This window comes from Streptomyces sp. NPDC037054 (assembly GCF_055606745.1).
In genome coordinates, this window is record NZ_JBVJSJ010000002.1 from 567,908 (window position 1) to 581,112 (window position 13,205).

At 71.8% G+C, this 13,205-nt stretch carries 13 protein-coding genes; 9 read left to right on the plus strand and 4 right to left on the minus strand.

Going from position 1 to position 13,205, the window contains the following annotated elements:
- Positions 1-15 precede the first annotated feature (15 nt).
- The gene (locus ACZ7D7_RS07485; protein WP_470822991.1) at positions 16-1,335 is read right to left on the minus strand and encodes an MFS transporter; all 1,320 of its coding nucleotides are present in this window, start codon (positions 1,333-1,335) and stop codon (positions 16-18) included.
- A gap of 313 nt (positions 1,336-1,648) precedes the next feature.
- Here ACZ7D7_RS07485 and ACZ7D7_RS07490 point away from each other — a divergent pair, with 313 nt between their 5' ends.
- The 7 genes from ACZ7D7_RS07490 to ACZ7D7_RS07520 all read left to right on the plus strand — a co-directional run bounded on the left by ACZ7D7_RS07490 (position 1,649) and on the right by ACZ7D7_RS07520 (position 7,976).
- Entirely contained in the window at positions 1,649-2,944 is a 1,296-nt protein-coding gene (locus ACZ7D7_RS07490; protein WP_470822992.1) for a glucarate dehydratase family protein, read from the plus strand.
- 137 nt (positions 2,945-3,081) lie between these two features.
- Complete coding sequence (locus ACZ7D7_RS07495; protein WP_470822993.1) at positions 3,082-4,203, plus strand: carbohydrate kinase family protein; 1,122 nt, start codon at positions 3,082-3,084, stop codon at positions 4,201-4,203.
- A 140-nt stretch (positions 4,204-4,343) separates the two neighbouring features.
- On the plus strand, positions 4,344-5,417 hold the full coding sequence (locus ACZ7D7_RS07500) for a PhoH family protein (protein WP_470822994.1): 1,074 nt from the start codon (positions 4,344-4,346) through the stop codon (positions 5,415-5,417).
- Between the two features lie 12 nt (positions 5,418-5,429).
- On the plus strand, positions 5,430-5,927 hold the full coding sequence (ybeY, locus tag ACZ7D7_RS07505) for an rRNA maturation RNase YbeY (RefSeq protein WP_470822995.1): 498 nt from the start codon (positions 5,430-5,432) through the stop codon (positions 5,925-5,927).
- Entirely contained in the window at positions 5,924-7,234 is a 1,311-nt protein-coding gene (locus ACZ7D7_RS07510; protein WP_470822996.1) for a hemolysin family protein, read from the plus strand. Before ybeY ends, ACZ7D7_RS07510 begins: the two co-directional genes overlap by 4 nt.
- Positions 7,231-7,590 carry an MmcQ/YjbR family DNA-binding protein gene (locus ACZ7D7_RS07515; RefSeq protein WP_470822997.1) on the plus strand — a complete coding sequence of 120 codons (360 nt, stop codon included), beginning with the start codon at positions 7,231-7,233 and terminating at the stop codon, positions 7,588-7,590. The genes ACZ7D7_RS07510 and ACZ7D7_RS07515 overlap by 4 nt, the downstream gene beginning before the upstream one ends.
- Before the next feature lie 32 nt (positions 7,591-7,622).
- Positions 7,623-7,976, plus strand: coding sequence for a cytidine deaminase (locus ACZ7D7_RS07520; protein WP_470822998.1), 354 nt, complete (start codon positions 7,623-7,625; stop codon positions 7,974-7,976).
- A gap of 61 nt (positions 7,977-8,037) precedes the next feature.
- Here ACZ7D7_RS07520 and ACZ7D7_RS07525 read toward each other — a convergent pair whose 3' ends face one another.
- A complete protein-coding gene (locus ACZ7D7_RS07525) occupies positions 8,038-8,376 on the minus strand; it encodes a P-II family nitrogen regulator (RefSeq protein WP_470822999.1) in 339 nt (112 codons plus the stop codon).
- 214 nt (positions 8,377-8,590) lie between these two features.
- On the opposite strand from ACZ7D7_RS07525, the gene era reads away from it, so the two are divergent.
- Positions 8,591-9,550 (plus strand): GTPase Era, encoded by a 960-nt coding sequence (gene era, locus ACZ7D7_RS07530; protein ID WP_470823000.1) that lies wholly within the window; start codon positions 8,591-8,593, stop codon positions 9,548-9,550.
- A 31-nt stretch (positions 9,551-9,581) separates the two neighbouring features.
- Here the strand turns inward: era and ACZ7D7_RS07535 are convergent, their stop codons facing one another.
- Positions 9,582-9,848, minus strand: a complete 267-nt coding sequence (locus ACZ7D7_RS07535; RefSeq protein WP_470823001.1) for a protealysin inhibitor emfourin — start codon at positions 9,846-9,848, stop codon at positions 9,582-9,584.
- 21 nt (positions 9,849-9,869) lie between these two features.
- Positions 9,870-10,940, minus strand: coding sequence for a M4 family metallopeptidase (locus ACZ7D7_RS07540; RefSeq protein ID WP_470823002.1), 1,071 nt, complete (start codon positions 10,938-10,940; stop codon positions 9,870-9,872).
- A gap of 319 nt (positions 10,941-11,259) precedes the next feature.
- On the opposite strand from ACZ7D7_RS07540, the gene leuA reads away from it, so the two are divergent.
- Positions 11,260-12,981 (plus strand): 2-isopropylmalate synthase, encoded by a 1,722-nt coding sequence (gene leuA / locus ACZ7D7_RS07545; protein WP_470823003.1) that lies wholly within the window; start codon positions 11,260-11,262, stop codon positions 12,979-12,981.
- Positions 12,982-13,205: the final 224 nt, after the last annotated feature.

Below are 13,205 nucleotides of genomic sequence, written 5' to 3' on the forward strand. Positions count from 1 at the left end.
GCCCCGGGGGCGTGGTCAGTCGCTCGCGGCGCCCGGCGCCGTCGTCGCCGCGGCGGTGCCGTACTCGCGCTGGGCGGGCACCGCCTGGGCGTCGACGGGGAACTCCACGACGGGGATGTCGGCGAGCGTGGTCTGGCCGTCCTCCGCGTGCTCGGCGACAGGGATGTCCACGACCGGCACCTGACCGGCGGGGACCTGTTCGGCGGCCTGCGGAAGCCGCCCGGCGAACAGCGCCACCGCGGTCATCGGCACGGCGATCACCAGCAGTCCGGCCGCGAGGACGAGCCCCATGCCGGTGAAGCCGGCACCGGCCGACAGCACGCTGCCCACCAGCGGCCCGGCCGCCGTGCCGAGCGAGGACGCCGAGCCGACGAGCACCGCCCACCGGCCGCGCGGGTCGAGGGTGGCGGCGAGACCGATGAGGTACGACAGGACCACCGGGTAGAAGCTGTTCCAGGCGATCTCGCCCGCCGCGAAGCTGCCCAGGTCGGTCGCGGAGGCGCTGAGCACGATGCAGCCCGCGATGACGACCGTGCCGCCGCCGACCGGCACCGCCCGGCCCAGCCGGGTGCCGAGCGCGCCCGCCGCGAGCACGCCGAGTAGCCCGGCGCCGAGCGCCACCGCGAACACGGCGCCGACGGTGGCCTCGCCGAGGCCGGCCTGCGTCAGACCGATCCGGCCGCTGACGCCCCACAGGGAGTTCTGCGCGAGGGACCAGCACACCATGGCGGCGGCGAGGACGACACCGGCGCGCAGATGGGGCAGCCGGGCCGTGCTGACGTGGGCGTGGGCCGGGGTGGTGCGGCTCGGGAGGCGGCCGGTCGTCGGCCACACGGCGAGCGCGGTCAGGGCGATGGCGGCGAGCGGCAGACCGTGCCCGGGGCCGAGGTGCGGCACCGTCAGATAGACGGCGCCGGCCAGCGCGGAGACGCTGAGCAGGCCGAGCGTGGTGGTGCGGTGCGGATCGCGCTGCCCGGCGATGCCGGTGGCGGCGACGGTGGTGACCGTGCCGGAGCCGAACCCGCCGAGGACCGCGCCGACGACGACGGCCGGCACGAGCGTGGCGAGCGCGGCGGTGCCGTAGCCGAGGACGGCGAGGGCGAGGCCGGCGCGGGCCAGGGCGCGCGGGCCGATCCGCTCGACGCGGGAGGCCCACAGAAAACCGGCCGTCGCCGAACTCAGCAGCAGGGCGCTGCCGACGGCGCCGGACTGCGTCGCGGAGAGCGGAAGTCCCGAGTCGAGCCTGCCGACGGTGGTCGGGAGGAGGTACGGGGCGAGGTACCCGGCCGTGAAAAGGGCGACGAGGGGCCAGGGCGTGGTGCGAGGGGCGAACACGGGCGTTCCCAGGGCATGCGTAATGAAGCGTCAATGGGGGAGGGGGGCGCCGACCGTCGACGGACAGGAACGCGCGGGGCAATTTGTATCAAGCACGTATTGGTGCAAGCGAGGCGAGAAGCTGTGATCTGGATCACTCTTGCGTTTGGGCTTGTGGGGGCCGGGTAGGAGCGCGATTTTTTCAAGATCGGACCCCGGTCCCCCTGGCGTCGCCGCACCGGGCCCACTCCGGACCATTGACGCCCCGTCGTTCGCGTATATAACCTCCATCTTCATACGTGGATGGCATCTACATCGGGAGACGAAGCGCCCCGTGACCCGCGACCTCACCATCACCGACGTGCGCCTGACGCCCATCCTGGTCGCCGACCCGCCGCTGCTGAACACGCAGGGCGTCCACCAGCCGTACACGCCCCGGCTGATCGTCGAGGTCGTCACCGCCGACGGGACCACCGGCGTCGGCGAGACCTACGGCGACACCAAGTACCTCGAACTCGCCCGCCCCTTCGCCGAGAAGCTCAAGGGCCGCCAGGTCTGCGACCTCAACGGCCTGTTCACCGTCGCCGACGAGGTGGCCGTGGACGACTCCCGGGTGGAGAACGCCGTCGACGTCGGCGGGCTGCGCGGCGTCCAGACCGCCGACAAACTCCGCCTCTCCGTCGTCTCCGGCTTCGAGGTCGCCTGCCTCGACGCCCTCGGCAAGGTGCTCGGCCTGCCCGTCCACGCCCTGCTCGGCGGCAAGGTCCGCGACGCCGTCGAGTACAGCGCCTACCTGTTCTACAAGTGGGCCGACCACCCGGCGGGGGTGCCCGCCGAGAAGGACGACTGGGGCGCCGCCCTCGACCCGGCCGGCGTGGTCGAGCAGGCCCGCAGGTTCACCGAGCGGTACGGCTTCACCTCCTTCAAGCTCAAGGGCGGCGTCTTCCCGCCCGAGCAGGAGATCGCCGCGATCCGCGCCCTCGCCGACGCCTTCCCCGGCCGGCCGCTGCGCCTCGACCCCAACGGCGCCTGGTCCGTCGAAACGTCCGTCGAGGTCGCCGCCGCCCTCGGCGACGTCCTCGAATACCTGGAGGACCCCGCGCTCGGCACCCGCGCCATGGCCGACGTCGCCCGGCGCACCGGCGTGCCGCTCGCGACCAACATGTGCGTGACGACGTTCGCCGAGATCGAGGAGGCCTTCACCGAGAACGCCGTCCAGGTCGTCCTGTCCGACCACCACTACTGGGGCGGGCTGCGCAACACCCAGCAACTCGCCGCCGTCTGCCGCACCTTCGGCGTCGGCGTGTCCATGCACTCCAACACCCACCTCGGGATCAGCCTCGCCGCGATGACCCACGTCGCGTCCACCGTCCCCGACCTCCACCACGCCTGCGACTCCCACTACCCCTGGCAGTCGGAGGACGTCCTCACCGAACGCCTCACCTTCGACGGCGGCAAAGTCGCCGTGTCCGACGCGCCCGGCCTCGGCGTCGCACTCGACCGCGACCGCCTGGACGTCCTCCACCGACGCTGGCTCGATGACGACGGCACACTCCGCGAGCGCGACGACGCCGCCGCCATGCGCGTCACGGACCCGGACTGGGTCACACCGGCGGTCCCGCGCTGGTAGCCGCCGTTCCGCCCGCCGCTCAGCGCTCCACCGGCGTCGTGATCACGCCGTTCCGGGCGGCCACGCGCGTGGCCGCCCGGTTGCCGGTCCTCTGGTGCACACTGGCCTGATCCGCACCATGTCAGGGAGAGCGCACCGTGACCGCGTCCGCCTCGTCCCCCGGAGAGGGACCCACCTGCCGAGCCCAGGTCGACCCCCTGGCCGACCTGCGCGCCCCGGACGACCCGCCCTGGGACGTGTACCTCACGGGCACCGTCTTCCTGGACATCATCTTCACCGGGCTCGACTCCGCCCCCGTGCGCGGCACCGAGTCCTGGGCGCGCGGCATGGGCTCCAGCCCGGGCGGCGTCGCCAACATGGCCACCGCCCTCGCCCGCCTCGGCCTGCGCACGTCCCTCGCCGCGGCCTTCGGCGACGACCACTACGGCGACTACTGCCGCGACGCCCTCCAGCAGGGCGAGGGCATCGACCTCACCTTCTCGCGCACGGTGCCCTGCTGGCACTCGCCGGTCACGGTCTCCATGGCGTACGAGGGCGAGCGCACGATGGTCTCCCACGGCCACGAACCGCCCCCCGAGGAGCCCGCCCCCGACTGCCCGCCCCGCGCGCGTGCCGCCATCGCCTCCCTCACGCCCGGCAGGCGCGCCCCCTGGATCGCGCAGGCCGCCGCCAAGGGCGCCCGCGTCTTCGCCGACGTCGGCTGGGACGACACCGGCGCCTGGGACCTGGCCGGGCTGCCCGACCTGGAGCACTGCGAGGCCTTCCTGCCGAACGCCGCCGAGGCGATGCGCTACACCGGCGCCGACGGCCCGCGCGCCGCCGCCCACGCCCTCACCGAGCACGTGCCGGTGGCCGTCGTCACCCTCGGCGCGGAGGGCGCGTACGCCGTGGACCGGCGCACGGGCGAGACCGCCGACGTGCCCGCGATCGCCGTGGAGGCCCTCGACCCGACCGGCGCCGGGGACGTCTTCGTGGCCGGATTCGTCACCGGTTCCCTCGCCGGCTGGCCGCTCGCCGACCGCCTCGCCTTCGCCGGGCTGACCGCCGCCCTGTCGGTCCAGGAGTTCGGCGGCTCCCTCTCCGCGCCGGGCTGGTCCGAGATCGCCGCCTGGTGGCACAGGGTCCAGTCGGTCGACACCCAGGACCCGACGGCCCTGCACCGCTACGCGTTCCTGGCCGGCCTGGTCCCCGAGGAACTCGCCAGACCCTGGCCGCTGCGCCGCGCGGTCCCGACCATCGGCTTCCGGCACCCGGTGTGACGGAGCGCGCCGGGCGGGCCCCCGCCCCCGCCGAAAAGGCCTACGGCGTTGTCGGTGCACCGTCGTACCCTTGAAGCGCGAGGCCGCCCTCAGCTACGCGGCCGTGAAGAGGAGGAACCGCAGGCCTTCAGCGCCGGCCCATGACTCACACACCCACAGCTCACACCCCCGCGCAGGAGCAGGCGAGAGCGCAGTTCACCGTCCCCGCCCAGCACCCCATGGTGACCGTACTGGGCTCCGGCGACTCCCTCCTGCGCGTGATCGAGAGGGCCTTCCCGGCGGCCGACATCCACGTCCGGGGCAACGAGATCAGCGCGACCGGCGACCCGGCGGAGGTCGCCCTCATTCAGCGCGTGTTCGACGAGATGATGCTGGTGCTCCGCACCGGGCAGCCGATGACGGAGGACGCAGTGGAACGCTCGATCGCCATGCTCAAGGCGAGCGAGAACGGGGAGAGCGACGGCCAGGAGACCCCGGCCGAGGTGCTCACGCAGAACATCCTGTCCTCGCGCGGCCGCACGATCCGCCCCAAGACGCTCAACCAGAAGCGCTACGTGGACGCGATCGACAAGCACACCGTCGTCTTCGGCATCGGCCCCGCCGGCACCGGCAAGACGTACCTCGCCATGGCCAAGGCGGTCCAGGCCCTGCAGTCCAAGCAGGTCAACCGCATCATCCTGACCCGCCCCGCGGTGGAGGCCGGCGAGCGCCTCGGCTTCCTGCCCGGCACGCTGTACGAGAAGATCGACCCGTACCTGCGCCCGCTGTACGACGCGCTGCACGACATGCTCGACCCGGACTCGATCCCGCGCCTGATGGCGGCCGGGACGATCGAGGTCGCGCCGCTGGCGTACATGCGTGGCCGGACCCTGAACGACGCCTTCATCATCCTGGACGAGGCCCAGAACACCAGCCCCGAACAGATGAAGATGTTCCTCACCCGCCTCGGCTTCGACTCGAAGATCGTGATCACGGGCGACGTGACGCAGGTCGACCTGCCCGACGGCACCAAGTCCGGCCTGCGCCAGGTCCAGGACATCCTGGAGGGCGTCGACGACGTCCACTTCTCCCGGCTGTCCTCCCACGACGTCGTCCGGCACAAGCTGGTGGGCCGTATCGTCGACGCGTACGAGAAGTACGACAACAGGCACGGCACCGAGAACGGCGCGCACAAGAGCCGCGGCAAGTCCGGGCACGGGCACAAGGGGAAGTAGACCAGCACGACCATGTCGATCGACGTCAACAACGAGTCAGGCACCGAGGTCGACGAGCAGGCGATCCTCGACATCGCCCGCTACGCGCTCGCCCGGATGCGCATCCACCCGCTCTCCGAGCTCTCGGTGATCGTCGTGGACGCCGACGCCATGGAGCAGCTCCACATCCAGTGGATGGACCTGCCCGGTCCCACGGACGTCATGTCCTTCCCGATGGACGAGCTGCGCCCGCCGTCGAAGGACGACGACGAGCCGCCGCAGGGCCTGCTCGGGGACATCGTGCTGTGCCCCGAGGTCGCCAAGAAGCAGGGCGACGAGGCGCCGACGCAGCACACCATGGACGAGGAGCTCCAGCTGCTCACCGTCCACGGCGTGCTGCACCTGCTGGGCTACGACCACGAGGAACCCGACGAGAAGGCCGAGATGTTCGGCCTGCAGGCCGCCATCGTGGACGGCTGGCGCGCGGAGAAGGGCCTGACCGGCCCGTCCCCGGCCCCGACCGTCTCATGAGCCTCCCGCTCGTCTCCGGAGCGATCGCCCTGGTGGTCGTCGCGTGGCTCGCCGCGTGCGCGGAGGCGGGCCTCGCGCGGGTCTCCAGCTTCCGCGCCGAGGAGGCCGTGCGCTCCGGCCGCCGCGGCAGCGCCAAGCTCGCCCAGGTCGCCGCGGACCCGACGCGCTATCTGAACGTGGCGCTGCTGGTCCGCGTCGCCTGCGAGATGGCCGCCGCCGCGATCGTCACGTACGCGTGCCTGAGGGAGATTCAGGGCACGTGGCAGGCGCTGCTCGCCGCGATCGGCGTCATGGTCCTCGTGTCGTACGTCGCCGTCGGCGTCTCCCCGCGCACCATCGGCCGCCAGCACCCGCTCAACACGGCGACGGCGGCGGCGTACGTCCTGCTGCCGCTCGCCCGCGTCATGGGCCCCATCCCGTCGCTGCTGATCCTCATCGGCAACGCCCTCACCCCCGGCAAGGGCTTCCGCCGCGGCCCGTTCGCGTCCGAGGCCGAGCTGCGGGCCATGGTCGACCTCGCCGAGGCCGAGTCCCTCATCGAGGACGAGGAGCGCCGCATGGTGCACTCCGTCTTCGAACTGGGCGACACCCTCGTCAGGGAGGTCATGGTCCCGCGCACCGACCTCGTCGTGATCGAGCGGTACAAGACCATCCGGCAGGCCCTCACCCTCGCCCTGCGCTCCGGCTTCTCCCGCATCCCGGTGTCCGGCGAGAGCGAGGACGACATCGTCGGGATCGTGTACCTGAAGGACCTCGTCCGCAAGACGCACATCAGCCGCGAGGCGGAGAGCGAGCTGGTGTCCACGGCGATGCGCCCGGCGGTCTTCGTGCCCGACACCAAGAACGCCGGCGACCTGCTGCGCGAGATGCAGAAGGAACGCAACCACGTCGCCGTCGTCATCGACGAGTACGGCGGCACGGCCGGCATCGTCACCATCGAGGACATCCTGGAGGAGATCGTCGGCGAGATCACCGACGAGTACGACCGCGAACTGCCGCCCGTCGAGGACCTCGGCGCCGACCGGTTCCGGGTCACCGCCCGCCTCGGCATCGGCGACCTCGGCGAGCTGTACGGCCTGGAGGAGTTCGACGACGAGGACGTGGAGACGGTCGGCGGCCTGCTCGCCAAGGCCCTCGGCCGCGTCCCCATCGCGGGCGCCTCGTCCCTGGTCGAACTGCCCGACGGCCGCGAGCTGCGGCTCACGGCGGAGGCCGCCGCCGGCCGCCGGAACAAGATCGTCACGGTCCTGGCGGAGCCCGCCGCCCCGGCCGGGGCCGCCGGCGGCGAGGAGGACGAGCCGGAATGACCCCGAAGGAGCTGCGCGCCCTCTGCCTGTCGTTCAACGCGGCCGTGGAGGACTTCCCGTTCAACCCGGACACCTCGGTCTTCAAGGTGCACGGCAGGATGTTCGCCCTGACGGACCTGGACGCGCGGCCCCTGACGGTCAACCTCAAGTGCGACCCGGACGACGCGATCCGGCTGCGCGGCGAGTACGACGGCCTGATCGTCCCCGGCCGGCACATGAACAAGCGGCACTGGAACACGGTCACGGCCGACGGCGGGCTCCCCGACCGGCTGGTGCGGGAACTGGTCGAGGACTCCTACGACCTGGTCGTGGCGGGCCTGCCGCGCGCCGACCGGCTGCGCCTGGACCGCCCCTGACGGCGCGCGCCGCGCTCCGTATGCTCAAGGCCATGACCGACATCAACGCGCTCGATCCCGAGGACCGCAAGATCGTCACCCTGGCCCGCTCCACGCGGGCCCGCAACGGCGTGCCCGAGGGTGCCGCCGTGCGCGACGAGACCGGCCGCACGTACGTCGCGGGCACCGTCGCCCTGGACTCCCTGAAGCTCAGCGCTCTGCAGACGGCCGTGGCGATGGCGGTGGCGTCGGGCGCGAAGTCGCTGGAAGCGGCGGCCGTGGTCACCGACGCGGAGTCGGCGTCGCCCGACGACCTGGCCGCCGTACGGGACCTCGGCGGCCCCGAGACGCCGGTACTGCTGGCCGGCCCGGACGGCACCGTCCGCGCCACCGTCACCGCGGGCTGACGACCCGGTCCGGCGACGGGAACCGACGAAGCGACCCCGGCGACGCGGGCCGGCGTGCGCGCTACAGCGCGTCCGGCCCGCGCTCCCCGGTGCGGACCCGGACGACCGTGTCGACGGGCAGCGCCCACACCTTGCCGTCGCCGATCTTGCCGGTCCGCGCGGCCTTCACGACCGCGTCGACGACGGCGTCGGCGACCGCGTCCTCCACGACGACCTCGATGCGGACCTTCGGCACCAGGTCGACCTGGTACTCGGCGCCGCGGTACACCTCGGTGTGCCCGCGCTGCCGACCGTAGCCGCTGGCCTCGGACACGGTCAGGCCGTGCACGCCGACGTCCTGGAGGGCGGTCTTGACCTCGTCCAGCCGGTACGGCTTGACGATCGCGGTGATGAGCTTCATGCCTGCGACGTGACCTTCCGGGCGGGGGGAACGACGGACGAGGAGACCGGGGCACCGTGCCCCGGGACCCCGTGATCGTAGGCCGTCCCGGCGTGCACCGTAAGGTCCGGGCCGGTGTGCTCCCGCGCCGCCCGGCTGCTCGCCGCCACCGCCCTCGTCCTGCCGGGGGCACGCGTGTGCGGCGGGGGGTTGTGGATCAGGGACAATGGGCGCCATGAGCGTTCGCAGCCAGTCATCCGAGCCGTCGGAATCGTCGGAGGCCGCCCACCGGGCGGGCTTCGCCTGTTTCGTGGGCCGCCCCAACGCGGGCAAGTCCACCCTCACGAACGCTCTGGTCGGGCAGAAGGTGGCCATCACCTCCAACCGCCCGCAGACGACCCGGCACACGGTGCGCGGCATCGTGCACCGGCCCGACGCGCAGCTGATCCTGGTGGACACCCCCGGCCTGCACAAGCCGCGCACGCTGCTGGGCGAGCGGCTGAACGACGTGGTCCGCACGACGTGGGCCGAGGTCGACGTGATCGGCTTCTGCCTGCCCGCCGACCAGAAGATCGGCCCCGGCGACCGCTTCATCGCCAAGGAGCTCGCCGACATCCGCAGGACGCCGAAGGTCGCCATCGTCACCAAGACGGACCTGGTGGACTCCAAGGCCCTCGCCGAGCAGCTGATCGCCGTCGACCAGCTGGGCAAGGAACTCGGCATCACCTGGGCGGAGATCGTCCCGGTGTCGGCGACCGCGAACAAGCAGGTCGACCTGGTGGCCGACCTGCTGATCCCGCTCATGCCGGAGGGCCCGCCGCTCTACCCGGAGGGCGACCTCACGGACGAGCCCGAGCAGGTCATGGTGGCCGAGCTGATCCGCGAGGCGGCCCTGGAGGGCGTCCGCGACGAACTGCCGCACTCCATCGCCGTCGTCGTCGAGGAGATGCTGCCGCGCGAGGACCGTCCCGCGGACAAGCCGCTGCTGGACATCCACGCCAACCTCTTCATCGAGCGCCCCAGCCAGAAGGGCATCATCATCGGCCCCAAGGGCAAGCGCCTGAAGGACGTCGGCATCAAGTCCCGCAAGCAGATCGAGGCCCTGCTGGGCACGCCGGTCTTCCTCGACCTGCACGTGAAGGTCGCCAAGGACTGGCAGCGCGACCCCAAGCAACTGCGCCGACTCGGCTTCTGACCCGGGCCACCGGCCGCCCGGGCCCCGCGGCCTACGCGCCTTCCTTCAGCACCCGCGAGATCAGCCCGCGCTGGTCCTCGGTCAGCCGGGGGTCGGCGCAGTACACCGTCCGGCCGTCCACCGTGATCTGGTAGCTGAAGCCGTCCGGCACCCCGATCGGCGGGGTGCCCCGGCCGTCGGCCACCGCCCGTTCGGCCAGGGCGTGCCACTCGTGCGCGTCGGCGCGTCCCGCGGTGTCCACCTCGGCATGGCGCTCGATGCCCGCGAAGCCGCCCGTGCGCCTCACCTGAATACGCATGGGTCCCTGTGTAGTACGGAACTACGGCGTGCGCACCCCGACCTGCTCCCAGGCCTTGGTGACCGCCCGCAGTTCGTCGCCCTCCCCGAAGCGGGCGCGCGCCGCTTCGACGGTCAGCGCCCCGAAGTCCGCGAAGTTCGCGTCCTGCTCCAGCTCGCCGCCGGTCAGCACGTCGTACCAGATCTGCCCGGCCCGCTCCCAGGCGTGCCCGCCGAGCGCCGTGGCCGCGAGGTAGAACGCGTGGTTCGGGATACCGGAGTTGATGTGCACGCCGCCGTTGTCGCGGCCGGTGCGCACGTAGTCGTCCATCGTCGCGGGCTGCGGGTCCTTGCCGAGGACGTCGTCGTCGTACGCCGTGCCGGGCGCCTTCATGGAGCGCAGCGCCTGGCCGGTGACGCGCGGCGCGAGCAGTCCCGCGCCGATCAGCCAGTCGGCCTCGGCCGCGGTCTGGCCCAGCGTGTACTGCTTGATGAGGGCGCCGAACACGTCGGACACCGACTCGTTGAGCGCGCCGGGCTGGCCGAAGTAGGTCAGGTTGGCGGTGTACTGGGTGACGCCGTGGGCGAGTTCGTGGCCGATGACGTCGATGGCGTTGGTGAAGTCGAGGAAGATCTCGCCGTCCCCGTCGCCGAACACCATCTGCTCGCCGTTCCAGAAGGCGTTGTTGTACTCGCGGTCGTAGTGCACGGTCGCGTCGAGCGGCAGTCCGGCGCCGTCGATGGAGTTGCGTCCGTAGGCCTTCAGCAGCAGTTCGAAGGTGGCGCCGAGGCCGGCGTAGGCGCGGTTCACGGTGGCGTCGGAGCCGGGTTCGTCGCCCTCGGAGCGGACCTTCCGGCCGGGCAGGTCGGTGCCGTGTCCGGCGTCGTGGATCGTGCGGTGGGGCTTGTCGGCCTCGGCGCCCGCGGGCGGGGCGACGGACGGGGCGCCGACGACGGTGGTCAGCCGGCGCTGGGTGCGCTCGTAGGCGTCGCGCTGCAGGGTGCGGCGCGCCGGGCCGGCGAGCGCCGGGTCGTCGGCCTGCGCGAGCCGGTCGAGGACGTGCGGCGGGATGATCGTGCAGAAGACGGGCTGGAGGCCGTGGGTCGTCGTCATGCCAGGCACCATCGCAGTCGGTGACGGAGTTGTCACGGGTGGCAACCGTGATGGGGGAAATATGGGCTCAGTGGGCCCGGCGGGGCGGCGGTCAGTGGTATACGGCACTTTTCGTCCGCTTCGTCCCGACGGTCCCGCATACTGGAACGGGCCCGCGCGTCCCGCGCGGCTCGGCTAGGCTGCGAAGCATCATGCGTTTCGGGCTGCTTCTCCTTAGCTGCCGCGGCGAGGGCCTGTAGTCGAGGCCGACCCCCTCCCCGCGGAGTCTGGCGTTGCGCCGTCGGCCGTCCATTCGGACACACGAGGAGCCCTTCGCACCATGGCCAACCGCCAGCAGCCCAGTTCCATGCCGATCCACAAGTACCGCGGGTACGAGCAGGTCGACATCCCCGACCGCACCTGGCCCGGCAAGCGCATCACCACCGCCCCCCGCTGGCTCTCCACCGACCTGCGCGACGGCAACCAGGCCCTGATCGACCCCATGTCGCCCGCCCGCAAGCGCGCGATGTTCGACCTGCTGGTCAGGATGGGCTACAAGGAGATCGAGGTCGGCTTCCCCGCCTCCGGCCAGACCGACTTCGACTTCGTCCGCTCGATCATCGAGGACGAGAGCGCCATCCCGGACGACGTGACGATCTCCGTGCTGACCCAGGCCCGCGAGGACCTGATCGAGCGCACGGTGGAGTCCCTGAAGGGCGCCAAGCGGGCCACCGTCCACCTGTACAACGCGACCGCGCCGGTCTTCCGCCGGGTCGTCTTCCGCGGTTCCAGGGACGACATCAAGCAGATCGCCGTCGACGGCACGCGGCTGGTGATGGAGTACGCGGAGAAACTGCTGGGCCCGGAGACGCGGTTCGGCTACCAGTACAGCCCCGAGATCTTCACCGACACCGAGCTGGACTTCGCGCTGGAGGTCTGCGAGGCGGTCATGGACGTCTGGCAGCCCGGCCCGGACCGCGAGATCATCCTCAACCTGCCCGCCACGGTGGAGCGTTCGACGCCGTCCACGCACGCGGACCGCTTCGAGTGGATGGGCCGCAACCTCTCCCGCCGCGAGTACGTCTGCCTGTCGATCCACCCGCACAACGACCGCGGTACGGCCGTCGCCGCCGCCGAACTGGCGCTGATGGCCGGCGCCGACCGCGTCGAGGGCTGCCTGTTCGGGCAGGGCGAGCGCACCGGCAACGTCGACCTGGTCACCCTGGGCATGAACCTGTTCTCGCAGGGCGTCGACCCGCAGATCGACTTCTCCGACATCGACGAGATCCGTCGCACGTGGGAGTACTGCAACCAGATGGAGGTCCACCCGCGCCACCCGTACGTGGGCGACCTGGTCTACACGTCCTTCTCCGGCTCCCACCAGGACGCCATCAAGAAGGGCTTCGACGCGATGGAGGCCGACGCGAAGGCCAGGGGCGTCACCGTCGACGACATCGAGTGGGCCGTGCCCTACCTGCCGATCGACCCGAAGGACGTCGGCCGGTCCTACGAGGCCGTCATCCGCGTCAACTCGCAGTCCGGCAAGGGCGGAATCTCGTACGTCCTGAAGAACGACCACAAGCTGGACCTGCCGCGCCGGATGCAGATCGAGTTCTCGAAGATCATCCAGGCGAAGACGGACGCCGAGGGCGGCGAGATCACGCCGAAGGAGATCTGGGCCGTCTTCCAGGACGAGTACCTGCCGAACCCGGAGAACCCCTGGGGCCGCATCCAGGTCAAGAACGGCCAGTCGACGACCGACCGGGACGGCGTCGACACGCTCACCGTCGAGGCCGCCGTCGACGGCGCGGACACGGTGCTGACCGGCACGGGCAACGGTCCGATCTCGGCCTTCTTCGACGCCCTCCAGTCCATCGGCATCGACGTACGCCTGCTGGACTACCAGGAGCACACGATGAGCGAGGGCGCCTCCGCGCAGGCCGCCTCGTACATCGAGTGCGCCATCGACGACAAGGTGCTGTGGGGCATCGGCATCGACGCCAACACCACCCGCGCCTCGCTGAAGGCGGTCGTCTCCGCCGTCAACCGCGCGGCTCGCTGATCACCCGATCGGTGCTTCGGGCCCCGTCCGCCGACGCACGGCGCACGGGGCCCGCGGCCCGTCCGGAGGCGCCCGGTCCGCCGTGCCGGGACGGCCTCCGGGCGTCGGTTACCGGCCACTTCGCTGTGGAGGTCACGGAAAGGTCTCTTCCGGGGTACTGACTCCGGCTCACCGATGTGGCTAACATCACCAGGCGCGGCGATGTTGCCGTGGCATTACGGAGG